We start from the raw sequence: 23,437 nt of genomic DNA on the forward strand, positions 1-23,437 counted from the left end.
CGGCAGCTTCCCAAGCTGCATACGAGGGTTCGATTCCCTTCACCCGCTCCATATATTATACAGATCAGTAAGTTATGTTGATTTTTGGGATGCGGTGTCGGTAGATGTGTCCGCCGGGGTGTCCGGACGGCGCCAACAAGACCGTTATCACCACCCTGCCTTTACCAGCGTGGCCGCCTGTTCGCGCTCCGTTGGACCTGCTCCCTGGCGACTGGCCGAAGTGAACGGCTGCCACGGGCTTCGCCGCCCGCTTAGCACCGCCTGTCTTGCCGTTGCGTTTCGCCGAGCCAGTGCAACTGCTCCGAAAAAGCGCAAGCTGCTGCGCGACAACTGCAATGCGGATGACTTGAAGGCAATTTCTTTCTCTGACAAGTTCAGCAGCGACCGCAACGGCACACAGCGGCGAACACCCTGCAGGTCTTGCGTGCCTCACCTGTCCCTGTTTCCCGCTCTCCGTCACGAGAAAATCATCAGCCGGCCGACCAAAGATATCGTCCTGCCAGCTGATGTCGTGTGTCGCGATATCAATCGTCGATTGGACAAGCCGTAACGAAGACGGGGACGCGCAATGACCGATTGCCCGGAAAATCAGATCGCCCCGGAAGAGCAGCTCAAGGGCGATGACTCACGGCAAATCACTCACCCATGCCCCCTGTGGCAAGGACTCGATGCCTGACGCACAGCGAGAGATCCTGAAGCGGCGGGATTTCTCCAGGATTCACTTTTTGCCCCTGGGGGCCAAGTGGGAGCCTATGCTATATCACCATGTGGGAAACGACCAGAAGCTCTCGACGGTCCCAGTTGGCGCACTCTCGGCAACTGTCGACCAAGTGCCGCCGATCACTCGCCGCTGCCAATCCCGAACGAATGTCTGCAACCTATCCCACGCGAGATCTCCCGCGTCTCCGGTGATGCCCATTTCCAGAAATGCAGACTATCACGGCGTCCTTTCCTGATTTCGGTACGGTAGCCGCCCTGTTTCCATAGCACTTCTTGATCATTTGGTGCCTTGTGCTTTTTAATTCTTACTCGTTCCTCTTCCTCTTCCTGCCGCTTACCGTCCTCGGATTTTTCCTCGCTGCACGCTTGGGCAAGGCAGCCGGAGCCGGCTGGTTGGCAGCGTGCTCTCTCTTTTTCTACGCTTGGTGGGACTATCGCTACCTGGCATTGCTGATGGCTTCCATCTGCGCGAACTATCTCGCCGGCAGCTTCATCGCCCGGAATTCGGCCAGCGCCAAAGGTCGCCTCGCACTGGGCATGGCCATTACAGCCAACCTGCTGCTACTTGCCTACTACAAGTACGCAGACTTCTTTCTCTCCTCTGCCAATGCCGTTCTGGGCACCGACTGGCCGATACTTGGCATCATTCTCCCTATCGGTATCTCTTTCTTTACCTTTACCCAGATCGCCTTTCTAGCCGACGCCTATGCCGGTAAGGTCACCGAATACCGCTTCATCTACTACATCCTGTTCGTCACCTACTTTCCTCACCTGATCGCAGGTCCGGTGCTGCACCATAAGGAAATGATGCCGCAATTCGACGAGGATCGCAATTATCGACCCGACGCAGCAAACTTCGCTATCGGGCTAACCATTTTCGCCATTGGCCTGGCCAAGAAAGTGTTGATTGCCGACAATCTTGCGGGCTATGCTGCGACAGCTTTTGTTCCTGGAGCCGACCCGCCAACGTTCTTTTTTGCCTGGGGTGGCGCATTGGCGTACGCCTTCCAACTTTACTTCGACTTCTCCGGCTATTCAGATATGGCAATCGGTCTGTCTCGAATATTTGGCGTCCGGTTGCCCCTCAATTTCAGTTCGCCCTACAAGGCTCACAATATCGCTGAATTCTGGCGGCGTTGGCATATGACGCTTTCGCGCTTCCTGCGCGACTATCTCTATATTCCGCTGGGAGGCAATCGTCACGGTACATTTCGTCGTCAAACAAACCTGATTACCACGATGCTACTGGGTGGTCTCTGGCATGGCGCTGGATGGAACTTCGTCATATGGGGGGGCCTGCACGGGGGCTTCCTGGTGATCAATCAGCTTTGGCAAAATCTCTGTCAACGAACGCCTTTCCGTTTGCCCCCACGACTTGGCCGATTTCTTGGCGTTGCCCTTACCTTCCTCTGTGTTGTCTTTGCCTGGGTCTATTTCCGCGCCCCTGACCTCGCCACAGCAAATCGCCTGGTTGCCGGTATGCTCGGAGCTTTTGGCGCTGCACTGCCAGAGCCTATCCTGTCAGGTCTCGGACCATTCAGGGCGCTTATCGAAGCTCTTGGTATTCGCAGCTACCTGGGTGGCGGTGCAATTTTCGTTGAAACCTGGGCCTGGATTGCCTTCGGTAGTCTGATTGCCTTTCTTGCCCCGAACACTCAAGAAATCATGGGGCGTTTTGAACCCGCTCTGCCCGAAGAAGGCCGCGCCAGATTGCGTCCTCCACCACCCATCTCTTGGACGCCGCAGCGACGCAATGCTGTTGCCATAGGGCTGTTGTTTGCGTTTGGAATGCTTGCCCTGAGCCGCCCGACAGAATTCCTCTACTTCCAATTCTGATGCGCACACAATCATCACCATGGGCCTGGGCAAGCTACTTGCGGTGGATGCTCACGAGCCTCGTAATCACAATTGCGGCCGTTGGCTTGTTCAATGTTCTTGTTGACCCACTTGGCGTATTTGGCTCGCCCCGCATTGCACACATCAATGCCATCAAACCATACCTCGATCATCACCGAGAACTTGCTCGTTATCAGAAGGCATACCGCTTGTGCCCGAATGCCGGCATTTTCGGCAATTCCCGCGCAGAAATCGGCTTTGACCCGGAAAGTCCCATCTTCGCAAACCATGGGATGACCGCATTCAATCACGCCATTCCCGGCACTAGTTCAAGTACCTCCTTGCAACAGATCATCTGGCTCAAAAACGCCAAATGCTTCCCGAAGACAGTGTTTCTCGGGGTTGAATTCTTTGATTTCCTGGGCGGATCCGAGCCGCAAACGCTTCCGACACTCAAGACTCACCCAGCGCCACAGCTTGACGCCGCTTTTTTTGCCGAGTCTGTCTTCTCCATCACCGGCCTCCGCGACTCACTGGCCACACTATTCCTTCAGCGATCCCGCCATCCAGCCACCTCAACCGACCGAGGATTCAACCCATTGTTCAACTACATCCCGGAAGTGGAGCAAAGCGGCCATTACACTCTTTTTCGCCAGCGCGCAGAGGAGAACCTGCGCAGATGGACGCGCAAGCCCTTTCAGCTCAGACCAGAAAACGGAGGGGTCTCTGACGACGAAGCTTTGCTCGCTGCGATTCTCACCCAGGCAGTCCAGGGCGGTAGCACAACGTACATAATCATCTACCCCTACCATGCGCAGATTCGCCTGATAATCGAGCGCCTTGGAATGGGCCAATTGTTTGCTGACTGGAAGCGAATGGTGGTTCGCCTCGCAGAGACGAGCACTGATCGAGGCGGCAGGGTTGAAGTTTGGGATTTCAGCGGAGTAGGACCTGAAACCCTCGAAGCCATCCCTGTAAGAGGTGACAGAAAAGCCCATCTCACTTATTACTGGGAAGCGGGCCATTTCAAGAAGAAACTTGGCGACTTGGTGATAGACCGCCTGCTGGGCGAACAAAACAACTTCGGGGTCAAACTGGACAATGGGAATATTGAAAGCTGGTTGGCCGAAGATCGCCATCGCGTTCAAGCCCTTCTCAGTTCCTCCTCACCGCTGGTCCGAGAGGTTGACGACCTCTTCGCACACACGCTGCGAAATTAGCGAAGAGGTGGGCGGGTCATCTGCGGGATTCCCTCTCGTTGAATGGTCTGATGGACTGCGTAGACAAACCCCTGTAGAAACTCAGGGCCCGCGCACTCGGATGACATACCTCCTCTTGCCATGACAGAGGGAAGATTTTTGTCAGATTGCATGGAATTATGGAAACACCTTGCAACCCCCGGAAACTCAGGTTCACTCTCGTCTTCTGGGCGCCCGAAACGATGGTGACGAAGGCGACAAGGCTGATGCCCTGCTTGAGAGAAGTGGACGATGCGCGCAAACGAGCAACGCCGGGCTGCGTGACTTCGTCAAGACCGAGTTCATCCACCGGTCAGCTTGCGACGCTGTCGACCGCTACACGCTTTTGGGCACAATGATGCGCCGATTGCTGCAGCTGTCAATGGCGGCCAAAAACCGCCGAAATCTGGCGCGGCCGAAAATTCGGGCACGAAAATTGCCGGCCCGGAGCCGGGTCAAGGGCGGGCGCCAGCCCGGCGCAGCAACCCCTTGACGCGGCGGAGGGACGGGTACGCTGGAGCATGGCTGTAAGCGCGGCAGTTCCGCGCTTACAGCCATGCTGACCTGCGCTTTTCTGCGCCAGATTGCCGCGGTTTCTCACCGCCATTAACAGCAGCCAGAGAACACTACTATGCGCACCTGGATGATTTATTGATTCCTGTTCATGAATGCCCACAGATCTATCTGGATACTGACGGAGGCCGGTTTCAATGCAGAAGCTCGTGGATCAGCGCAAAGCCGCGCCGTTGCTCGATTGTGGAAAAGCCGGTGCCGAACATGGGCACATTCTAGGGCACACTTTTTGAAGTCATGCCCCTATTTTGCCCCATCGCCGCCCCGCCTTTCACCGTTCCGGCAGCAGAACAGCCGGCGACAATCCCCGCCGGGAAAACTCCATCCGCAGCTTCCGCAGTGCTTGCGCCTCGATACGCCGCACTTCATGGGCGGTCACTTCCCGGCCCTCCATTGCAGAAATCCAGGCGGCCACTTCCTCGACGGAAGCGGCCATGTATTCGCCGGGTTTGGTTTGCGTCATCCCGCTCCCGCAAGCTGGGCAAGGCCCGCCCGCATCTCGGCCAGGTAGTCGGCATCCGGTGTCATGCCCTCCCGCATGGGCTTGAATGCTTCCGCCCCAGCCATCCGGCGCACGTCGTCAGCATCAAGTCCATGCTCGGCGCAGATCGCCAGCAGGGAAGCGTCCAGGGCCAGCAAGCAACTTTCCGCCTGTTCATGGGCGTAAAGCAGATCGTCGGTTTTCTCGAAGTCCTCCCCGCGCCGAATGGCGGCCAGCGCCGCGCCCAGCATTTCCGCTTTGCGGGTGCGCAGCCGCCAATGCTCAATGGCCCAATACGCAGCAAACCGCGTGAAGCCATCCAGCCGCGCCTGATAGGCCACGTCGGGGCAGTTGTAATCCTTCCGTGGCACGGCATCGCCCAGGCGCTTGAATTCCAGCGCGTTGCCTTCGCAGATGTAGTGGAAGGCCAGCGCCGCCAGTTGGTCGGCAGTCAGGCCACGGTAAGTCTTGGTCAGTCGGTCGTGATGGCTGCTCATCGTTTGGTTCCTTTCGTCGGGGGTAGGTTGATGGTACGTTCCAGCAGTTCCAGCCGTTCGGCCAGCACCGCCGTTTCGTAGGCTTTGCGGATCATGTCCAGCACATACGCAAGCCGGGTGCCGTCTTGGCTTTGAATGCGCCCTGCTCGCATATCTCGATAGACGCTGCCGAGTTCACGCCGGATGGCGTGCGCGTCCCGCAGGTCGATCTTGGGTAGGGAGGTAAGGGCAAGCACTTTCCCGCTTGGGGGTTCGCATTCGGGCGCTTCTTTTCCGCCATAGGTGCGGGTTCCGTCAGTCATTTTGCGGTTCATCCTTTTTTTCATCGGGAACAGCGGGAACAAGCGGCATCCCTTGTGGCGCAAGGCTTTCCACGTTCCCGATGGTTTTTGGTGCATCGGGAACAGCGGGAACAAACAGCCTGCCGTGATACTGCCGGGCGCGTTCTTCCACTTCCCCGACAATCCACACCCAGGCATTGCGCACGATCCCGAAGGCCCGCGCCATGTCATCCGGTAGCCAGCCGGCCGCCATCCGCAGATCGCCGGGGGAGACAGTCACGCGGCCCGCCCGTATTGAGTCGGCCAGCCGGTCAGGCGTCAGCCTTGGGTTATCCCAGCCCAGCCAGTAGGCGGCTTCGCCCACAATCCCGGCCAGGGCGATTGCCCGCGCCGCTTCCGGGGGCAGTTCGCCGTCCGGGTGCCGACAATAGCAAACGCCATCGAAGTAACGCGTTGCCGGGTCATAGCTGATTTCCACCACAACCTCGCAGCCGTAGTGCAGGGCGACGGCGGAATGGGCGATTTCATGCGCGTAGGACGCCAGCAACTCAACGCGCAGTAAATCGCTTGTTTCCGTCTGTTCCCGGTTGTTCCCGATGGGTGGCACGGTATCGGGAACACGGAAACCCTCATGGATACTGGCTGTTCCCGGTGTTCCCGATTGTTCCCGCTGTTTTTGGATAGGACTTGCTTTCACTCGTCGCCCTCCCACATGCACCCGCTGAAAACGTAGCAGCGCGTCAGCCCAAGGCCGGGGACGCGCAATCTTTGCGTGATATGTCCGCCGCTCCCGCCATCGGCAGGAATGATCCATCCGGCCTCAATCAGCGCCCGCATTGCCGCCTTCGGGTCGTGTCTCGCGCACACCTCGCGCCGGAATATTTCGGGCAGCACCAGGAACTCCCGCCCGCCGTCGGCAGTCGGGCGCACGAATCCGGCCCGATTGACGATAGGCCGGTCATTGGGGAATGTGTCATCCAGCAGCGCGAAGCGACTTGCCCCGTGCGCTTCGAAGAAGGCGCGGACTTGGGAGAGCATGGCGCGTTCCTCACGGTTGCCGATGCCGCCAAAGCCGTCCAGCCAGGCGGTAAAACATTTCCGCGCCGCCGTGGTCGCCTCGCCTTCGGCCCAACCGGTCAGGCCATAGCCCGGCCCCACCAGATCGCAGCCGCTGGCAAGTTCCCCGGCCATCGCCACCAGGCCGAAGCGCCGCGCCACCCGCAGCACTTGCCCGGCGGCATCCTTGGGCGCAACGGCCGCGACGAACCGCTTGATGCCTGCCGCGATGAAGTCGGCCAGCTTGGCGCGGTCGGCCACGATGCAGCGCAGCCAGGCCAACCCCACCGCGCCGTGGTATCGGGTCGCGGCATCCTTCAAGGCCAGCGCCAGCGCCGCCGGGGTCGGTTGATCGTGCAGCACCTCGAATGCCCCCATGCCCGCGCCTGCATCCGCGTCCAGGTCAGCTAGGCGGATTTCCTGCCCGGCATTCACCTTCCGCCCGGCCCGCGCCATCAAGGCAGACAGCGATTCCTCGCCCGCCGACAGGAACAGCAACCGCCAGCGTGCCGATTGCCGGGCCGCGCCGGTACGGGATGCCCGCGCCTTGCCTTGCCCATTCGCCAGCATGTAGGCGGCTTCGCCGGCTTCCTTGGGGTTGATTTGCGAGAGTTCGTCCAGAATCAGCAGGCCATCGTTATGCAGCGCGGCCAACCCTTCCAGCCCGTTCGCCGTCGCTCGCCACAGGCGGGGGTAGGTGTTTGGATGACCCCATACCGATGCCGCCACCTTCAGGGCCGTGGTCTTGCCCGACGATGACGCGCCGCGAAAGTGGAAGCCCCCGGAATCCTCGCCCACCACGTCGGCCAATGCGCCCGCGAATGCCACGGACAGGGCGAACACCAGGCGCGAATTACCGGCGGCCAGTCGGCCCACGGTATCGCGCCATTCCTCGACGGTGCCCGCCACCGAGTAAGCCGGTTCAATGGCGTGGGCATTCTGGAACACCACGATTTCCCCGTCCTGCCCGATGGATTCCGCCGGAGTCACGAATACGCCACCATGCCAGCCCAGCCGTTCCACGCACCGCGCGCGATTCTCTACCGGCCAGACTTGCAGGAAGGACGCCAGCATGTCGCGGCCGTTCTTGTTGGTGGAGATGGTCAGCCCCAGCCGTGCCAGTTCGCGCCGCACATCCACCCCGTCGCCTTGCAGCAGTTCCAGCGGCATCGCCCACTGATGGCGCACGTTGTCCTTGTCGCGCCATTCCAGCAACCGGCCCCACTCGCCCGACTTGGCATCGCGAGTCATGGCTCGCACCTGCAAGGCGGAACAAATCCAGAGGGCGGGCAAGCGTTCGCCGTGCTTGTCGGTGCCGATGAAGGCCACGCCAGCGGGCGAGACTTCAAACTCGCCGTTGCCATAGGCGCAGCGTTCACCGCCGGTCTCGCCTTCCACATAGCGCCCGGTGCTTTTGGCGATGGTGCGCACTTCATCCGCCAACAGGGGCGGGCAGCACTTCGCTTCGTTCTCGATTTGCAGCGCCGCCTCGATGGCATCCACCGTCAGCCCCTTGCCGCGCAGGGACGCAGCCAGGCGGAACAGGGTGTCATTGCGCCCGCCTTCGGTGATGCCCTCGCCGTCGGCCACCACGGCTTGCGCCTTGCGGTCGGGGGCGGGTTCCGATTGCAACGCATCCAGCAGCCAGGCCGGCACATCGGCCCGCATGTCCGGGTGTTCCACGTCGCCACCGTGGGCAGGCCACCAGACGATATAGCCGCCATCACCCCGCGTATCCAGCCCGTCGCCCAGGTTGCCCGCCGAGGATTTCAACGGCGTTCCATCCGGGGTGCGGAACAGGTAGTGCGCCCCGCCGCCGTTCTTCGTGCGATGCGTGCGGGTTGCCGGGAGATTCCAGCCCGTCGCCTGCAACGTGGCGAATCCGTCCTTGCCGTTCTTCACATCCACGTCCAGCACGAACAGGCCGGAAGCCTTGCCCGTCGGTACGCCCACCAGCGCATCCGGCCATTGCGCGGCCCAGGCGGCAACCTGCCCTGCATCCGTGGTCGCGTCCTTGAATCCGTTTCGGGTGCGCGGATTCTTTCCGTTGGGGTGCTTCGGCTTGCCGTTCGATTGAATCGCCCCGTTGGGCTTCTCCCAGCAGGGAAAAACGGGGATGCCTTGCGCCAGCAGGGGCGCGGCCAGATCAGCGAAGTTTGTCATGCTGCACCTTCGCTTTCTGTTCTTCCAGCCAGTCGGCCACACTCTCCCATGCGCCGTCATAGGATCGCACCTCACCATCCGGGCAGAGGATGGCGTGATCGTCGTCGCCGCTCAGGACTTCATGCGGCGTTACCGGGATGGTGCTGCCCAGCGCATCCACTGCCCAGGCCACTACGGGTTCCCGCGATGCCTCGCAGACCGCGCCGGCTTCATCGAGGCAGGGGTTCAGAACATAGAAGCCGGGGGCGGCCGGTGTCAGGAACAGGATTTTTTCGCCGTTATGCATGGCCCGGCCCTCCGCGATGGATCAGCCAGTCGGCCAGCTTCGCGGACCGCACGCCCCACACGGCCAGCCGCACGATAGCGGCATCAATGCGAATGCTATGATTGTCGGCGCAGAATGCCTTTTGGGTCGCACCGTGCCAGCGGTTGCGGCCCTTCGCTTTTTTGGTCATGGCCCACCCCCTTATGCCTTGCGGCTTTTCAGGATTTGGGCGGCCAGCCATGCCTCGACTTCGGCCTCGATCCAGCCGACGGCCTTTGCACCGACGGCTACCGGCTTTGGGAAGGTGGGGTCGTAGTCGCTGGGGCGCTTTGGATTACGCCGCAGCTTCGCGTAGATGGTCGAACGGGAAAGCCCAGTGCGGGCTTCAACCTGCTTGCGCCGTAGAATCGTCAGCGCGTTTTGGATTTGTGCGGTCATGTCGCTTACCTCGGATGAAGGAGAACCGCCCCGGAACACCCGGGGCGCGACATGCACTGTGTAACCGCCCAAATCACGGCATTTCAAAAACCTCAACTTATCGAATTGGCATGACGCCCGCGCAATTTGCTCATAGTGTTCAGAATGTGCCGTGCGGCATTTCCATTCGCCCGCGTCTTGCGTTGTCCGACGGCAGCAAAGGCTTCTTCAAGCGCCTTCCTGTCTGTGAGTTTCAGCCCTTTTGTTGCGGCCTCGCTTCGAATCGCTAAGGCAGATTCTGCTAGGCGGCGCGTATGCTCGGCCGGCTTGCGCCCGCGCTTTTTGGGTTGTGCCGGTTCGCATGCGAGCAGCGTTGTGAAAGTCGAATGGGGGGCCCCAGCCTTTCGCCGCCGGGTCAGTTTCATTCGCACATCGCGCAAATCGCTTTGGGCACGTTGCAAGCGTTCTGCCATCTTGCTGCCCGCTTCCTCAAGGAACAGCGCGTATGCCTTCCATTCATCCGCACCCCAGGCTTCGCGCGGAATAGTCGGGTCATCACTTGGGGTCAGAAGTGTTCCCCGGCGGGGGTAGGTAGGCGGCCACTGTGTTTCCGCTCGGTGCGCTATCAATGCGACATGCTGAAAAAGCGTAAAGCCCATTACCGCACCTCCTTCCTTGCTGGCGTTGCCTGCTGCCGCCGGTTTGCTTCGGCCCGCTGCATCAATACCAGTTTGATCGGCAGTTCCTTCGTTGCCTTCATGCGTTCCGAATACAAGCGGTAGCGGGTTTCCGGCGAGACGGTCGAAGCATCGAGCATCGCCTCGTATTCCTGCCCGCACTGGTCGCCAGTCACCGTGGCAATGTCGGATGCCGGGGAAACCCGGTCATCCATCGCGGCAGCCGCCCGCCACATGCACACTTGCCATGCGGCCTTGGCGTCATCCATTTTCAGAATCCGCTCGCACCGTTCCGCCTGCTGATTGAAGTTGGGGGCATCCGGCATGACCTTCATGGTGCCCCCTCCTGTCAAATAACCGCACTAAGGCGGCCGGAATCAAGCGGCTTTCAGTTGAGGTAGTCCCCGGGGCACGGCGTCGACCGCAGCCTTGGCGTATTGAATAACGGTTGGTATTGCCTCAAGCGCCCACATGGCGCGGGAGCCCGGCTTGTACACCGCCTCTTGGCTGTCCACCATCACCAGATCGCAGGTATCCAGTAGCGCGCCTACTTCCATCTGAACACCTTCACGGATCTGAACCTTGCCGTAGGCGTCCCCGACAAGTTGGCGAATCATGCGCATGACGCTTTCGATAATCACGTCGGCAGGGCGTTCGTCCAACATAACGCACATTGTTTGAGCAAGCCCCCACGCTTTGCCGAGTGCCAAGGATGCTTCACTGAATGCGTCGCGCTCATCCTGCTCGATCAGGGGTTTGATATTCTCTTGGTCAGCCATTTCGTAACTCCTTGCAGTTGCGTTTTGGTCAGGGCCGGCGCGGTGCGCGAACACCGACCGGCCCGCTTTGCCTGAAACCGTCAGGCTACGGAAAGACGATGACCTGGCGGCCGTCGCATTCAAGTTGGTATTCATCCCCGATACGCTTTGCCGAAAGGCCCGATGATGACCTTGCCGCGCCCGTCCTGAATCTGGCTATCCACGAAGTCGGCCCACCATTGCAGCATTTCGCGCCGCTGGTCGGCATACTGCGCCCGGTTATAGACGCCCCGGATGCCCTTGGTTTCATGGGCCAGCGCTTTCTCGATCCAGTCGCTATTGAAGCCGGCCTCGTGCAGGTGCGTTGAAGCCGTGCGCCGGAAGTCGTGGATTACGAAGTCGCGCACGTCGATTTCCAGCGAACGCACCGCCTGATTCAATGTGCTATGGGCAATCGGTTGATGCAGGTCGCCACGGCTCGGGAATACCCACTCCGACCCGCTGGCCAGCCCCTTCAATTCCTCGAACATCGCTACGGCCTGCAGGGACAAATGGACAAGGTGCGGCTTGTCTTTCTTCATGCGCTCGCCGGGGATCGCCCATTCGCCTTTTTCAAGGTCTAGCTCTTCCCACTTGGCTTCGATCAGTTCGGATTTTCGCACCATGCACAGAATCAGCAAGTGAATTGCCAGCTTGTAGGCCCGCTTGATGCTGGATTGGTAGATCGCCCGTAGCAGCTTGCCCACTTCCTCCGGCGATAGGGCCACGTCCCGGCTTCTGGCACTGGCAATGAATTTGGCTTCGATTGCCGCCGCCGGGTTGAATTGGGTCTTCTCCCGCGCAATGGCATAGGCGAACAGCCGTTTCAGCACGTTGCGGGTTTGCAGGGCCATCTGGTCGGCCCCGCGATTCTTGATCTTGTCGGTAATCGCCAGAATGTCCGTCACGGTCACGTCGGCAATCTGCTTGCCGCCAATGGCCGGGATCACGTCCTTATCCAGTACGCGCTTGATGTTGCGGGGGCTGCTGTTCGCGGGTTCCGCAATCTCCGCATACCAGCGCAGGGCGAAGCCTTCCACGGTGTCGGCGGCCTTGGCTTCGGCCTCTTTCGCCCTTGCCCGCTCAACAGCCTTCATGCACCAGTTGCGGATGAAGGCTTGCGCCATTTCCTTTACGGTGGGCGCGGCATCCTCTGGGATCGCATCGCCGCGCTTCAGGGCCATCGGGGATAGACCGCGCCCGGCCAGCGCCTTGCCGTCGTCCCGCCAAGCGCGGGCATCGGCAAGGGAATAGGCCGGGTAGTCGCCAAGCGTCACTTTTTCCTGCTTACCGGCCAGCCGGTAGCGCAGCCGCCAGACCTTCGCCCCGCCGGGCATCACTTCCACGAACAACCCGCCCTCGTCGGCTTCCTGATATGCCTTCTCGCCAGGCTTGAGATTCCGCAGCTTGGTATCCGTCAGCGCCATGATTTCACCCCCCTCGCCTCATTTGTGCCCATGAAGCCGCTGAATCATGGGCACACTTAAAACCCTTGGGCACAATCGCCGGTAATCCTTGTCTGGTAGAGCTTGCCGACATTTACGCCCGCCTGATTTGCCCATCAAAAGAGATTCCAGCGAAGCAAGGAAAGGCTATTTTCACGCTGATTTCGTCGTGGGCACACGCCATCATGGGCACAGAAAAATCATCATGGGCCCAATATTGGGCACAATTTTATGCGGATTTGTGCGGAACATGCAAGCCGCCAACGGAACAAAAATCCCTCAGTTACGCGGGCTTATGGGGCGTTTTGCGGAAGGCTTCGGACTAAGCCGGAAGCATCGCTATTTTCCAATGCAGAATCGGCTGAAAATCTCGCCCAGCAACTCGTCCGAACTGAACCCACCGGTGATCGTGGCGAGTGCCGACTGCGCCAGGCGGAGTTCTTCGGCAAACAGTTCGAGGCGATTGCTCAGCGCACGGGCTTCGGCCAGATGGGTGGCCGTTTCGTTCAGCGCTGAAAGGTGGCGTTCGCGCGCGGTGAACACACCCTCGGCTGGCTGCCAACCGGCGAGATTGAGGAGTTCATGGCGCAATAGCTCGATACCTTCGCCGGTCTTCGCCGACAAGGCGATCAGCACGCCTGAGCCCGTCTCACCTCGCGCCGCCGGGCGTTGCGCCAGGTCGATCTTGTTTTCGACCGTGATGCGTGCCGGTCCGACAGGCAGACGATCGGCAATCGCCCGATCCTCCTCGCCGACACCAAAGTTCGCGTCGACCAGATGGACGACGACATCCGCCCGCTCGAGTTCGCGCCAGCTCCGCTCGATGCCGATCTTCTCGACCTGGTCGCTCGTTTCGCGCAGGCCGGCGGTATCGATCACGTGCAGCGGAATTCCTTCGACGTGCAGCGTACCACGCACCAGGTCGCGCGTCGTGCCCGGATGGGGCGTGACAATCGCCAGTTCGTCTCCCGCCAGGCGGTTCAGCAGGCTGGACTTGCCAACGTTCGGCTGGCCCGCGAGAACCACTTGCAAACCGCCGCGCAACAGTCGCCCCTGCCGCGCACGCGAAAAAACCCGCCGCAAACGCTCGTCCAGGCGTGCCAGCCGGCCAAGCGCGTCGCCTGCCGTGAGAAAGTCGATCTCCTCGTCGGGAAAGTCGAGCGTCGCTTCGACAAGCACCCGCAAGGCGATCAGCTCATCGAGCAAGCCCTGAATTTCGCGCGAGAACTCGCCCTGCAAGGAACGCACCGCGCTACGCGCAGCGGCCTGCGTTTCGGCATCGATCAGGTCGATGACGGCTTCCGCCTGCGCCAGATCGATCTTGCCGTTGAGGAAGGCGCGCCGGGTAAACTCGCCCGGTTCGGCCATCCGCGCGCCCAGTTCGAGGCAGCGGCCGAGCAGCATGTGAACGACGACCGGCCCGCCGTGCGCGTGCAACTCGAGCACATCCTCGCCGGTAAACGAGTGCGGTGCGGGAAAATGCAGAAGCAGGCCGCGGTCGATGACACTGCCATCGGCCGCCTTGAAGTCGGCAACCACCGCCCGGCGTGGCGCCGGCTGCTTGCCGCTCAAGGCAGCGGCGAGCGCACCAAGTTCTCCGCCGCTGATACGCACGATGCCGATGCCACCACGCCCGGCCGGAGTCGCGATCGCGGCAATCGTCGCGGGCGGGTCAGGACGATGGCTGGGCTCAGGCCTTACTGTCGTTGGCCGCCTTTGTTCCACCTTCGATCATTCGCGTGATCTGCCATTGCTGGGCAATCGACAGCAGGTTGTTGACCACCCAGTAGAGGACCAGACCGGCCGGAAAGAAGAAGAACATCACGCCGAAGATGAAGGGCATCATCATCATCACCTTGGCCTGTATCGGGTCAGGCGGCGTCGGATTGAGCTTGGTCTGCACCAGCATGGTAACCATCATGACGACCGGCAGAACGTAGTACGGGTCGGCCGCCGAGAGATCGGTGATCCACAATATCCACGGTGCATCGCGAATCTCGACCGCTCCGAGCAGCGCCCAGTAGAGAGCGATGAAGACCGGAATCTGGACGGCAATCGGCAGACATCCACCAAGCGGGTTGATCTTCTCGCGCTTGTAGAGCGCCATCATCTCCTGGTTCAGCTTGGCACGGTCGTCGCCGTAGCGCTCCTTGAGCGCCATCAGGCGCGGCGTAACCGTGCGCATCTTGGCCATCGACTTGTAGCTCGCCGCCGACAGCGGGAAGAAGAGCAGCTTGATGGCGACAGTCAGCAGGACGATTGCCCAGCCCCAGTTGCCGACGATCTTGTAGATGGCTTCCAGACACCAGAAGATCGGCGCGGCAACGATCGTCAGCCAGCCGTAATCGACCACCAGCGGCAGCCCCTGCGCGCCGATGCCGCCTTCCGCCTTCGTCTTGGCCAATTGCTCGAGCGTCGCCTGAATCTGCGGGCCCGCGTACAAAGAGACCGTAGACGCCAGGCGGGCCCCGGGCGCGACGACCGGAACCGGAACGATGACTCCGGCGGTGACCAGCATGTTGACCCCGCCCTCGAGCTTGCGCACGTAGAACTCGCGCGGCTGACCGACGTCCGGTATCCAGGCGGCGACGAAGTAGTGCTGCACCATCGCTATCCAGCCATTGTCGGCGCGCGTGGCAAACTTCGCGCTGCCCTTCACGATGTCGTCAAAAGCCAGCTTCTGGAATTTCTCCTGGTCGGTATAGACGGCCGGACCGGTAAAGGTAGACACCATCGAGCTCTCGCCGTCGGGCGCCTTGGTATCCCGCTGCAACTGGTAGTAGGCGTGCGCTACGACTTCCTTGTCGGTCGAGTTTTCCAACTCGTGCGTAACGCCGATCAGGTAGCTGCCGCGGGTAAAGGTGTAGGTCTTCGTCACCTTCAGGCCGTTGCCTTCCTTTGCCTCCAGCCTCAGTTCCAGCGTCTGCGCCTCAGCCGCCATTTCACGGTCGCCGGGCAGCACGGTGAACAGCGTCTTGTGATTGGCCAGGCCTTCACCGATCAGACCGCTTTGCGCGACGTAGAGATGCTGCGCGCCAAAGAGCGACAGCGTCTTCTCCTTGCTGATGCTGTCCTTATAGTCCTTGAGCTCCAGGCGGACGAGGTCACCCCCTTGTGCGGCGACTTCGGCGACAAAGAGGTCAGTCCGCACGGTCACCGTTTCTCCCCGTCGCGTGGCGGGCAGCGTGCTCGCTGCCGGCGCGCTGGGGGCGGTCGCCGGCGGCGCGTGCAGACTGCCGCTAGGCTGCGGCGCCGCTGCCGAAACAGCCGGCGGCGCAGCCGTCGGGTTCTTTGCCTGGTTGAATTTCAGCCACGCATCCCACAGCATGACCAGCGAGAAAGTGAAGATGAGCAGCAGGAGCAGACGTCGATTATCCATGCAAGCCTAGGTCAGTCGATTGATTTTTCAGGGTACAGGGTCGAAACCCCCGGGATTCCACGGATGACAGCGGAGCAGCCGGCGGGCGGCCAGGTATCCTCCCCGACCGGCACCGTACTTCTCGACCGCCTCGGCTGCGTACTCCGAACAGCTTGGCGCAAAGCGGCAGCGCGGCCCGAGCAACGGGCTGACCGCGTAGCGGTAAAGGCGTATCAGCGCCAGGAGTAGCGTCTTCACAGCCTTATCGTCGCGCCGTAGTCATCCTGCCCAACAAGTCCCGGATCTCATGTGCCAGCTCCCTCCGCTCGAGGCGCGCCGGCTTGGCAGCCACGCGCAGAACGAAGTCGCACGCCGAAAGCCGGGCGCGGACAAGCCGGAAACTTTCCCGGGCAAGGCGCCGTACCAGATTGCGATCGACCGAACGACGCAAGAAGCGCTTTGCCACCACCAGACCAAGGCGTGCCCCGCCTTCCTCCGACGCCGCGTGCGGACGGTAATGTAGCAGGAAATGCCGGCTCTTCAGCGCCCTCCTGAAACCAAAAACGGATGAGTAGTCATCCGTTTTCAGTAAGCGATAGCGCTTCGGGAACGCGGCTGAGCGAGCGCCCGAGTCGCTCGCGGCGGTCGGCTGGCCGCTCAAACGGCCAGGCGATGGCGACCTTTGGCGCGACGCGCCTTGATCACGGCACGACCGCCACGGGTAGACATTCGGACTAGGAAGCCGTGCGTGCGCTTGCGTCGGACAACCGACGGCTGGTAGGTGCGTTTCATGGTTGAACCTTCTCGGTCAAAGCGACAAAAAACGCGTGATTAGACTGCTCTGGGGCATGTTTTGTCAAGGCTATATTTTTCTTCTTGCTGTGGATAACTTCCGGCCAACAGGTTAGAATGCGCCTCTTGCGCCGCGCAAGGAGGTCGGCCCGCCACTTCGCCAAGCCCGGCCTGCGCGCTGGCCGGCAAGCTCCTTGCCGCTCGCCTCAAGCCGACATGACCGCTGCAAATAACCAGTTGGAAAGACGATGACTTGTGACCGGTTGCTGCTGCCCGCACACGCCCTGCCTATCCACGATGATGCTCGATGAATAGCTTCTGGGCTTCCTGCTTGAGCCGGTTCGCACAGGAACTTCCGCCTCAGCAGTTCAACACGTGGATCAAGCCTTTGCGCGTCGATGGCCTGGATCAGCGTGAACACCAGGTCCGCCTGCTGGCGCCGAATGGCTTCATTCTCAAATGGGTCAAAGAGCGCTACCTGGCACGCATCGAGGAGATGAGCAGCGAGTACTTTTCGACCCCGGTCAGCGTTTGCCTGACGCTCGGCGAACGGGCGGCGCTGCCCGCGCCGACGGCCACCAGCGAGACGGCAACTGCCGGCAAGACCGACCCGGCCACTGGCGACGTGCGCAGCCGGGCCCCTTCGCCGGTGGACAAGGACCGCACAAGCTACGAAAAGACCCGACTGATTTCCTCGTTTACCTTCGAAAACCTGGTGGTCGGCAAAGCCAACGATCTGGCGCGCGCGGCTTCGCGGCAAGTCGCCATCAGCCCGGGCGAAGCCACTTACAACCCCTTGTTCATCTACGGCGGCGCCGGTCTTGGCAAGACGCACCTGGTACACGCGATCGGCAACCAGATTGTCGGCAGCTATCCGGAAAAGGTCGTCCGCTACGTGCATGCCGAAGACTACTACTCGGATGTCGTCCGCGCCTACCAGCAGAAGTCCTTCGACGTTTTCAAACGCTACTATCGCTCGCTGGACGTACTCCTCCTCGACGATGTCCAGTTCTTCAACGGAAAGAACCGGACACAGGAAGAGTTTTTCTTTGTTTTCAATTCATTGATCGAGTCTCGCAAGCAGATTGTGATCACCTGCGACACCTATCCGAAGAACATCTCCGGGCTCGAGGACCGTCTGATCACGCGCTTCGACTGGGGATTGACGGTGCAGATCGAACCTCCAGAGACGGAGATGCGGGTCGCCATCCTGAAGAACAAGGCGGAGATGGAAAACGTCATGCTTGACGAGGAGGTCGCCTTCTTCATTGCCAAGCATCTACGTTCGAACGTACGCGAACTCGAGGGCGCACTGAAGAAGGTTCTCGCCTACTCGGCTTTCCATGGGCAGGCGATCGGACTCGACCTGGCCAAGGAAGCGCTGAAAGACGTGATCGGTTCGGTCAATCGCCAGATCACCGTCGAAAATATCCAGAAGACCGTAGCGGATTACTTCAAGATCAAGGTGAGCGATCTCTTCTCGAAGAAGCGCACGCGCCTGATCGTTCGCCCGCGCCAGATCGCCATGTGGTTGGCCAAGCAACTGACTTCGCTGAGCTACCCGGCGATCGGCAGCGCTTTCGGCGGACGTGACCACACGACGGTACTGCACGCGGTGCGCACGATCGACGAGTTGCGTAGCCGCGACAACGAGCTCAATCACGATGTGCACGTCCTGCTCCAGGTCCTCAAGGCCTGAGAGCACTGTAGAAGCTGGTGGATAGGTGTCGGACGCTTTGTGGAAAAAGCACGGAAAGGCAGCCTGTGGATAGATCTTCCGCTTTTGCCCACAGCTTCATACGTTTCCCATACACTTGGCAGAATGTCAGCAAGAATATGAATTTCAAGGTGTAATTCGGATACTCACAGGTTTTCTCGGACCATAGTCATTATAGGATCTAGATACATGCTTCTTGTTAGAACCCGGCGGGAAACGTTACTGGCGCCTCTGCAAGCGGTCTCCGGGATAGTCGAAAGGCGCCATACGCTGCCGATCCTGGCCAACGTGCTCCTTGAGAAACGCGGCGACGTACTGACCCTTCTGGCAACCGACGTCGAAATGCAGCTCACCACTTCAAGCAGCTCGGTCGCCGGCGATGAGGACGGAGCCTTGACCGTCGCGGCGCGCAAGCTGCAGGACATTCTCCGTTCGCTGCCGGAAGGCATCGAGATCAGTCTGGTCCTTGATAGCCGACGCCTGCAGTTGCGCGCCGGAAAGAGCCGCTTCAACCTGCAGACGTTGCCTGCCGAAGACTTCCCCTGCATGTCCGTGGCCGAGGGTACAAGCCAGGATCTCAGGCTGACCCAGAGAGACTTGCGTCAGCTCTTGGCGCAGACGCAGTACGCCATGGCCAATCAGGACGTGCGCTACTATCTCAATGGCCTCCTCCTGATGGTCGCGGACGGCGAGTTGCGCGCGGTGGCCACCGACGGTCACCGGCTGGCGTTTGCCAGCGTGTCCGTCGCCGATCTGCCGGCCGATATAAGGCGCGAGCTGATCCTGCCGCGCAAGACGGTGATCGAGCTCAGCCGCCTGCTCGCCGATAACGACGAACCGGTCGAGGTGAGCGTGCTCGAGAACCAGGTCCGTTTCAGCTTCGCGTCGATGAATCTGGTTTCCAAGCTGATCGATGGTCGTTTCCCGGACTATCAACGGGTGATTCCGGCGAGTCTGCGCAATGTCGTTGCCGTCGATCGCAACGTGCTGCTTCAGTCGATGATCCGCGCCGCGATTCTGACCAGCGAGAAGTTCCGCGGCGTTCGGCTGATCCTGAACGAAGGCAGCCTGCAGATCGTCGCCGCCAATACCGAGCAGGAAGAGGCCGAGGAGGAGATCGAAGTCGACTACCATGGCGAGCCGCTCGATGTCGGTTTCAATGTGACCTACCTGCTGGACGTGCTCAACAACACGAATGCAGAGACCGTTCAGTGGGGCTTCAACGACGCAAACTCGAGTGCTTTGCTGACGGTTTCCGGTAACGAGCGATTCAAGTACGTCGTAATGCCGATGCGCATCTGAGAGCTTGTGAAGGAATGGCGATGAGTGAAGAGAACGTGCAGCCCGTCTATGACGAGGAGAGCATCCAGCAGCTTGAAGGCCTGGAGGCGGTGCGCAAGCGGCCGGGCATGTACATCGGCGATACTTCGGACGGCACTGGTCTGCACCACATGGTCTTCGAAGTGGTGGACAACGCCATCGACGAAGCGTTGGCCGGCTACTGCGACGACATCGTCATCACGATTCACGCCGACAACTCGATTTCGGTGAGCGACAACGGGCGCGGCATACCGACCGGCATCAAGTTCGACGACAAGCACGAGCCGAAACGCTCGGCGGCCGAGATCGTAATGTGCGTTCTTCATGCCGGCGGCAAGTTCAACCAGAACTCGTACAAGGTTTCCGGCGGACTGCACGGGGTCGGCGTGTCCTGCGTCAATGCCCTGTCGAAGTGGCTGCGCCTGACCATCCGACGCGATGGACGGAAGTATCTGCTCGAATTCCAGCGCGGTGCCGTCGTCGATCGGCTGATCGAGATCGAGCGCGGGGTCGAGGTTTCGCCGCTCCGCGTGGTCGGCGAAACCGAGAAGCGGGGAACCGAGCTGCACTTCATGGCGGACGAGGAAATCTTCGGCCAGGTCGAGTTCCATTACGAGATCATCGCCAAGCGCCTGCGCGAATTGTCCTTCCTGAACAATGGCGTAAAGATTCGTCTGCAGGACCAGCGGACGGGCAAGGAAGAGGATTTCGCTTTTCTGGGTGGCGTCAAGGGTTTCGTCGAATACATCAACCGGACGAAGGCCGTGCTCCATCCCAACGTTTTCCACGCCAAGGGAGACTCGCCGGGGAGCAACGGAACGATTAGCGTCGAGGTTGCCATGCAGTGGAACGACAGCTACGTCGAACAGGTCCTCTGCTTCACCAACAACATCCCGCAGGCCGACGGCGGAACGCACATGACCGGCTTGCGCGCGGCCATGACGCGCGTCATCAATCGTCATATCGAGGAAAACGAAATCGCCAAGAAGGCGAAGGTCGACATCACCGGCGACGACATGCGCGAAGGCCTGGCCTGCGTTCTGTCGGTCAAGATGCCCGACCCGAAATTTGCCTCGCAGACCAAGATGAAGCTGGTTTCGTCGGAAGCGCGGCCGGCCGTCGAAGAAGTCGTCGCTGCCAAGCTAAGCGAGTTCCTGCAGGAAAGGCCAGCCGACGCCAAGGTGATCACGAGCAAGATCATCGAAGCTGCGCGCGCGCGCGATGCGGCGCGCAAGGCGCGCGAAATGACTCGCCGCAAGGGTCTGCTCGACGGCGTCGGACTTCCCGGCAAGCTGGCCGATTGTCAGGAGAAAGACCCGGCGCTCTGCGAACTCTACCTGGTCGAGGGAGACTCTGCCGGCGGCTCGGCCAAACAGGGGCGTGATCGCCGTTTTCAGGCCATTCTGCCGCTCAAGGGCAAGATTCTCAACGTCGAAAAAGCGCGTTTCGACAAACTGATCTCGTCGCAGGAAATCGCCACGCTGATCACCGCGCTCGGCACCGGAATCGGCAAGGACGAATACAAGCCGGAAAAGCTGCGCTATCACCGCCTGATCATCATGACCGACGCCGACGTCGATGGCGCGCATATCCGGACACTGCTGCTCACCTTCTTCTATCGGCAGATGCCCGAGCTCGTCGAAAGCGGCCACATCTACATCGCCCAGCCACCGCTGTACAAGGTCAAACACGGCAAGACCGAGCGCTACATCAAGGACGATCAGGCCTTGAAGCAGTTCCTGCTCAGCCTGGCGCTGGACGGCTCGGTGCTCACACCGCGCGCCGGAGCGCCCGAGATCGCCGGCACAGCACTGGAAGAAATGGCGCGCGAGTACCTGCTCGCCGAAGCTGTGATCAACCGCCTGTCGCACCTGATCAATCCGGAAGTGCTGCATGCCTTGATCGAGGCGAATCTCAGCCTCGATCTGAGCGACGAGACAGCGGCGGCGAAAAGCGCCGAAGCACTGATGAACGCCGTCGGCAGCAAGCTGGGAATCACCATCGGGACGCGCTACGACACCGCCAAGGAGCGCTGGCAGTTGCGCCTCGAAAAAGTGCTGCACGGCAATCTGAAGCTCGGCGTGATCGATGAGGACCTGCTGGTCAGCGGCGACTACGCGCAACTGCGCAAGACGGCCGAGCTCCTCGCCGGGCTTTTCGGTCCCGGCGGCGTCGTCGTGCGCGGAGAACGGAAGCAGCCGGTCAGCAGCTTCGCCGAGACGATGCAGTGGCTGCTGAGCGATGTTGAACGAAGCATCAGCAAGCAGCGCTACAAGGGGCTGGGCGAGATGAATCCCGAACAACTGTGGGAAACGACGATGGACCCGAAGGTCCGCCGCCTGCTCAAGGTACAGATCGAGGACGCAATCGGCGCCGACGAGACGTTCAGCACCCTGATGGGCGAACTCGTCGAACCGCGACGCAACTTCATCGAATCGAACGCCTTGGCGGCGCGCAACATCGACGTCTGATCGTCCGGCGCGCGCCCGGCGGTCGATTCCTTGGGCGAAGCCTTGCGCGTTAGCGTGCCACGCTGTTCGAGCGATCGGCACGACCGGCGCCTGGTGGAACCTGCGCAATGCAATGCTGGAATCGGCCGCTTTTCCCACCCTCCTCTGGATGGATAAGGATCATGTTTTCCGGAATCGTTGCTGCAATTGGCCAGATTGTCGACATCACACCGCGTGGTGATGGTGCGGGAACCGTTCGCCTGAAGATCGATGCGCGCCAGCTTGCGCTCGACGATGTCGCTTTGGGCGATTCGATCGCGTGCAGCGGCGTCTGCCTGACCGTTGTGGACAGGCAAGACGCGTTCTTCTTCGTCGATGTATCGCCCGAGTCGCTCGCATGTACGGTCGGTTTGGCCGCACCCGGCCCGGTCAATCTGGAAAAGGCGCTGCGCTTGGCCGACCGTCTCGGTGGCCATCTGGTTTCCGGTCATGTCGATGGGGTCGGCGAAGTCCTCGCTTTCGACGCAGTGGGCGACAACCGGCTGCTCACGATACGCGCGCCGGAAGCGCTGGCCCGCTACATCGCGCGCAAGGGGTCAGTCACCGTAAGCGGCGTCAGTCTGACGACCAACACCGTCGACGGCGCGGTGTTTTCGATCAATCTCATCCCGCACACGCTGCAGGCAACGACGCTCGGCTTTCTACAGGTCGGTGACCGGGTCAATCTCGAAATCGATCTGATTGCGCGCTATTGCGAACGGCTGCTCGGCGTTTCGGATAGTGTCAAATAGCTAATTAAAGCAATTGAAATAAAGTGAGTTATTACACAACTGGACACCGCTGGATATTGTGCATCATGTGAATCGGTGACGGTATTATTGACGGCACTCATTGCGATACCGTCAGATGCTAACCAAGCGCCTCGCAGAAAAAGCAACGCCAGCCGACAAGCCGCAGAAGCTCGCCGATGACCGTGGCCTGTATCCCTACGTTACCCGCACGGAACGAAGTCATGGCGATACGACTATCGTTTTGGGGGAAAGCGGTTCACGATGACCTTCGGAATCTTTCCCGAAGTCACATTGAATGAAGCCCGAAAAGAGCATTTGGCAGTACGAACGAAACTGGCGGAAGGTGCCAACCCGTCGGAAAAAAAGAAGCTGGAAAAGCTCGGTCAGCAGGTCGGCCTCAGCAATACCTTCGATAAAGTGGCGACCGCGTAGTTTGACTCCACGAAGGAACGCCGCTCGAAAGTCTGGCGGCAAGAGAGGTGGCCCCGCAAATTCGGACAGCAGGATAAGGTGATTTCTACGAATGTTCATCCCGGGCAGGCCGGTTGGATCAAGATGTCCCA

25 protein-coding genes and 2 pseudogenes are annotated in these 23,437 nt (G+C 60.5%); 9 read left to right on the top strand and 18 right to left on the bottom strand.

Annotation, left to right across the window (positions count from 1 at the left end; genetic code table 11):
- The 4 genes from RKP46_RS12430 to RKP46_RS12445 all read left to right on the top strand — a co-directional run.
- A partial coding sequence (locus tag RKP46_RS12430; protein ID WP_311106935.1) for a hypothetical protein occupies positions 1–550 on the top strand: 550 nt, incomplete at its 5' end.
- A gap of 461 nt (positions 551–1,011) precedes the next feature.
- A complete protein-coding gene (locus RKP46_RS12435) occupies positions 1,012–2,556 on the top strand; it encodes an MBOAT family protein (RefSeq protein ID WP_311106957.1) in 1,545 nt (514 codons plus the stop codon).
- A 47-nt stretch (positions 2,557–2,603) separates the two neighbouring features.
- Positions 2,604–3,776: a hypothetical protein gene (locus RKP46_RS12440; RefSeq protein ID WP_311106936.1), complete on the top strand. Its 1,173-nt coding sequence runs from the start codon at positions 2,604–2,606 to the stop codon at positions 3,774–3,776.
- Positions 3,777–3,945: 169 nt separating this feature from the next.
- Positions 3,946–4,287: a hypothetical protein gene (locus tag RKP46_RS12445; protein ID WP_311106937.1), complete on the top strand. Its 342-nt coding sequence runs from the start codon at positions 3,946–3,948 to the stop codon at positions 4,285–4,287.
- A 351-nt stretch (positions 4,288–4,638) separates the two neighbouring features.
- Here the strand turns inward: RKP46_RS12445 and RKP46_RS12450 are convergent, their stop codons facing one another.
- The 18 genes and pseudogenes from RKP46_RS12450 to rpmH all read right to left on the bottom strand — a co-directional run bounded on the left by RKP46_RS12450 (position 4,639) and on the right by rpmH (position 16,596).
- Positions 4,639–4,830, bottom strand: coding sequence for a hypothetical protein (locus tag RKP46_RS12450; protein WP_311106938.1), 192 nt, complete (start codon positions 4,828–4,830; stop codon positions 4,639–4,641).
- Positions 4,827–5,345 (bottom strand): hypothetical protein, encoded by a 519-nt coding sequence (locus RKP46_RS12455; RefSeq protein WP_311106939.1) that lies wholly within the window; start codon positions 5,343–5,345, stop codon positions 4,827–4,829. The genes RKP46_RS12450 and RKP46_RS12455 overlap by 4 nt, the downstream gene beginning before the upstream one ends.
- Positions 5,342–5,659, bottom strand: coding sequence for a hypothetical protein (locus RKP46_RS12460; protein WP_311106940.1), 318 nt, complete (start codon positions 5,657–5,659; stop codon positions 5,342–5,344). Before RKP46_RS12460 ends, RKP46_RS12455 begins: the two co-directional genes overlap by 4 nt.
- Positions 5,640–6,323, bottom strand: coding sequence for a hypothetical protein (locus RKP46_RS12465; protein WP_311106941.1), 684 nt, complete (start codon positions 6,321–6,323; stop codon positions 5,640–5,642). Before RKP46_RS12465 ends, RKP46_RS12460 begins: the two co-directional genes overlap by 20 nt.
- Positions 6,320–8,272: a DUF927 domain-containing protein gene (locus RKP46_RS12470; protein WP_409194143.1), complete on the bottom strand. Its 1,953-nt coding sequence runs from the start codon at positions 8,270–8,272 to the stop codon at positions 6,320–6,322. The genes RKP46_RS12465 and RKP46_RS12470 overlap by 4 nt, the downstream gene beginning before the upstream one ends.
- A 111-nt stretch (positions 8,273–8,383) precedes the next feature.
- Positions 8,384–8,923, bottom strand: a pseudogene (locus RKP46_RS20230) (bifunctional DNA primase/polymerase); the annotation flags it as partial.
- Positions 8,829–9,131: a hypothetical protein gene (locus RKP46_RS12480; protein ID WP_311106942.1), complete on the bottom strand. Its 303-nt coding sequence runs from the start codon at positions 9,129–9,131 to the stop codon at positions 8,829–8,831. The gene RKP46_RS12480 and the pseudogene RKP46_RS20230, both read right to left, overlap by 95 nt.
- The gene (locus RKP46_RS12485) at positions 9,124–9,300 is read right to left on the bottom strand and encodes a hypothetical protein (protein WP_311106943.1); all 177 of its coding nucleotides are present in this window, start codon (positions 9,298–9,300) and stop codon (positions 9,124–9,126) included. Before RKP46_RS12485 ends, RKP46_RS12480 begins: the two co-directional genes overlap by 8 nt.
- 11 nt (positions 9,301–9,311) lie before the next feature.
- Positions 9,312–9,548: an AlpA family phage regulatory protein gene (locus RKP46_RS12490; protein ID WP_311106944.1), complete on the bottom strand. Its 237-nt coding sequence runs from the start codon at positions 9,546–9,548 to the stop codon at positions 9,312–9,314.
- Positions 9,549–9,640: 92 nt separating this feature from the next.
- A complete protein-coding gene (locus RKP46_RS12495) occupies positions 9,641–10,186 on the bottom strand; it encodes a hypothetical protein (RefSeq protein WP_311106945.1) in 546 nt (181 codons plus the stop codon).
- Positions 10,186–10,539 carry a hypothetical protein gene (locus tag RKP46_RS12500; protein WP_311106946.1) on the bottom strand — a complete coding sequence of 118 codons (354 nt, stop codon included), beginning with the start codon at positions 10,537–10,539 and terminating at the stop codon, positions 10,186–10,188. The genes RKP46_RS12495 and RKP46_RS12500 overlap by 1 nt, the downstream gene beginning before the upstream one ends.
- 42 nt (positions 10,540–10,581) lie before the next feature.
- On the bottom strand, positions 10,582–10,983 hold the full coding sequence (locus RKP46_RS12505; protein WP_311106947.1) for a hypothetical protein: 402 nt from the start codon (positions 10,981–10,983) through the stop codon (positions 10,582–10,584).
- A gap of 131 nt (positions 10,984–11,114) precedes the next feature.
- The gene (locus RKP46_RS12510) at positions 11,115–12,428 is read right to left on the bottom strand and encodes a tyrosine-type recombinase/integrase (protein WP_311106948.1); all 1,314 of its coding nucleotides are present in this window, start codon (positions 12,426–12,428) and stop codon (positions 11,115–11,117) included.
- A gap of 357 nt (positions 12,429–12,785) precedes the next feature.
- Positions 12,786–14,171, bottom strand: coding sequence for a tRNA uridine-5-carboxymethylaminomethyl(34) synthesis GTPase MnmE (gene mnmE, locus RKP46_RS12515; protein WP_409194142.1), 1,386 nt, complete (start codon positions 14,169–14,171; stop codon positions 12,786–12,788).
- Positions 14,137–15,825 (bottom strand): membrane protein insertase YidC, encoded by a 1,689-nt coding sequence (gene yidC / locus RKP46_RS12520; protein ID WP_311106949.1) that lies wholly within the window; start codon positions 15,823–15,825, stop codon positions 14,137–14,139. Before yidC ends, mnmE begins: the two co-directional genes overlap by 35 nt.
- A gap of 27 nt (positions 15,826–15,852) precedes the next feature.
- Complete coding sequence (yidD, locus tag RKP46_RS12525; protein ID WP_311106950.1) at positions 15,853–16,062, bottom strand: membrane protein insertion efficiency factor YidD; 210 nt, start codon at positions 16,060–16,062, stop codon at positions 15,853–15,855.
- A gap of 4 nt (positions 16,063–16,066) precedes the next feature.
- Entirely contained in the window at positions 16,067–16,465 is a 399-nt protein-coding gene (gene rnpA, locus RKP46_RS12530) for a ribonuclease P protein component (RefSeq protein WP_311106951.1), read from the bottom strand.
- Positions 16,462–16,596, bottom strand: a complete 135-nt coding sequence (rpmH, locus tag RKP46_RS12535) for a 50S ribosomal protein L34 (RefSeq protein WP_169070315.1) — start codon at positions 16,594–16,596, stop codon at positions 16,462–16,464. The genes rnpA and rpmH overlap by 4 nt, the downstream gene beginning before the upstream one ends.
- Positions 16,597–16,903: 307 nt before the next feature.
- Between rpmH and dnaA the strand changes: the two genes are divergently transcribed.
- The 5 genes and pseudogenes from dnaA to RKP46_RS20235 all read left to right on the top strand — a co-directional run.
- Positions 16,904–18,295, top strand: coding sequence for a chromosomal replication initiator protein DnaA (gene dnaA, locus RKP46_RS12540; RefSeq protein ID WP_311106952.1), 1,392 nt, complete (start codon positions 16,904–16,906; stop codon positions 18,293–18,295).
- A 207-nt stretch (positions 18,296–18,502) separates the two neighbouring features.
- On the top strand, positions 18,503–19,615 hold the full coding sequence (gene dnaN / locus RKP46_RS12545; RefSeq protein ID WP_311106953.1) for a DNA polymerase III subunit beta: 1,113 nt from the start codon (positions 18,503–18,505) through the stop codon (positions 19,613–19,615).
- Between the two features lie 20 nt (positions 19,616–19,635).
- Positions 19,636–22,104, top strand: a complete 2,469-nt coding sequence (gyrB, locus tag RKP46_RS12550) for a DNA topoisomerase (ATP-hydrolyzing) subunit B (RefSeq protein WP_311106954.1) — start codon at positions 19,636–19,638, stop codon at positions 22,102–22,104.
- 161 nt (positions 22,105–22,265) lie between these two features.
- Positions 22,266–22,874 carry a riboflavin synthase gene (locus RKP46_RS12555; RefSeq protein ID WP_311106955.1) on the top strand — a complete coding sequence of 203 codons (609 nt, stop codon included), beginning with the start codon at positions 22,266–22,268 and terminating at the stop codon, positions 22,872–22,874.
- Between the two features lie 255 nt (positions 22,875–23,129).
- Positions 23,130–23,306, top strand: a pseudogene (locus tag RKP46_RS20235) (integrase arm-type DNA-binding domain-containing protein); the annotation flags it as partial.
- Between the last annotated feature and the right edge of the window lie 131 nt (positions 23,307–23,437).

The organism is Accumulibacter sp., assembly GCF_031732815.1.
Classification (GTDB): Bacteria; Pseudomonadota; Gammaproteobacteria; order Burkholderiales; family Rhodocyclaceae; genus Accumulibacter.

What these genes read in the sequence shown, in the direction of transcription:
- rpmH (WP_169070315.1), bottom strand. Translation starts at nt 16,596, where the DNA reads ATGAAACGCACCTACCAGCCGTCGGTTGTCCGACGCAAGCGCACGCAC.
- RKP46_RS12555 (WP_311106955.1), top strand. Translation starts at nt 22,266, where the DNA reads ATGTTTTCCGGAATCGTTGCTGCAATTGGCCAGATTGTCGACATCACA.
- RKP46_RS12505 (WP_311106947.1), bottom strand. Translation starts at nt 10,983, where the DNA reads ATGGCTGACCAAGAGAATATCAAACCCCTGATCGAGCAGGATGAGCGC.
- RKP46_RS12450 (WP_311106938.1), bottom strand. Translation starts at nt 4,830, where the DNA reads ATGACGCAAACCAAACCCGGCGAATACATGGCCGCTTCCGTCGAGGAA.
- RKP46_RS12495 (WP_311106945.1), bottom strand. Translation starts at nt 10,186, where the DNA reads ATGGGCTTTACGCTTTTTCAGCATGTCGCATTGATAGCGCACCGAGCG.
- gyrB (WP_311106954.1), top strand. Translation starts at nt 19,636, where the DNA reads ATGAGTGAAGAGAACGTGCAGCCCGTCTATGACGAGGAGAGCATCCAG.
- RKP46_RS12480 (WP_311106942.1), bottom strand. Translation starts at nt 9,131, where the DNA reads ATGCATAACGGCGAAAAAATCCTGTTCCTGACACCGGCCGCCCCCGGC.
- RKP46_RS12510 (WP_311106948.1), bottom strand. Translation starts at nt 12,428, where the DNA reads ATGGCGCTGACGGATACCAAGCTGCGGAATCTCAAGCCTGGCGAGAAG.
- RKP46_RS12490 (WP_311106944.1), bottom strand. Translation starts at nt 9,548, where the DNA reads ATGACCGCACAAATCCAAAACGCGCTGACGATTCTACGGCGCAAGCAG.
- dnaN (WP_311106953.1), top strand. Translation starts at nt 18,503, where the DNA reads ATGCTTCTTGTTAGAACCCGGCGGGAAACGTTACTGGCGCCTCTGCAA.
- RKP46_RS12455 (WP_311106939.1), bottom strand. Translation starts at nt 5,345, where the DNA reads ATGAGCAGCCATCACGACCGACTGACCAAGACTTACCGTGGCCTGACT.
- yidC (WP_311106949.1), bottom strand. Translation starts at nt 15,825, where the DNA reads ATGGATAATCGACGTCTGCTCCTGCTGCTCATCTTCACTTTCTCGCTG.
- RKP46_RS12460 (WP_311106940.1), bottom strand. Translation starts at nt 5,659, where the DNA reads ATGAACCGCAAAATGACTGACGGAACCCGCACCTATGGCGGAAAAGAA.
- RKP46_RS12440 (WP_311106936.1), top strand. Translation starts at nt 2,604, where the DNA reads ATGCTCACGAGCCTCGTAATCACAATTGCGGCCGTTGGCTTGTTCAAT.
- dnaA (WP_311106952.1), top strand. Translation starts at nt 16,904, where the DNA reads ATGAATAGCTTCTGGGCTTCCTGCTTGAGCCGGTTCGCACAGGAACTT.
- RKP46_RS12500 (WP_311106946.1), bottom strand. Translation starts at nt 10,539, where the DNA reads ATGAAGGTCATGCCGGATGCCCCCAACTTCAATCAGCAGGCGGAACGG.
- RKP46_RS12485 (WP_311106943.1), bottom strand. Translation starts at nt 9,300, where the DNA reads ATGACCAAAAAAGCGAAGGGCCGCAACCGCTGGCACGGTGCGACCCAA.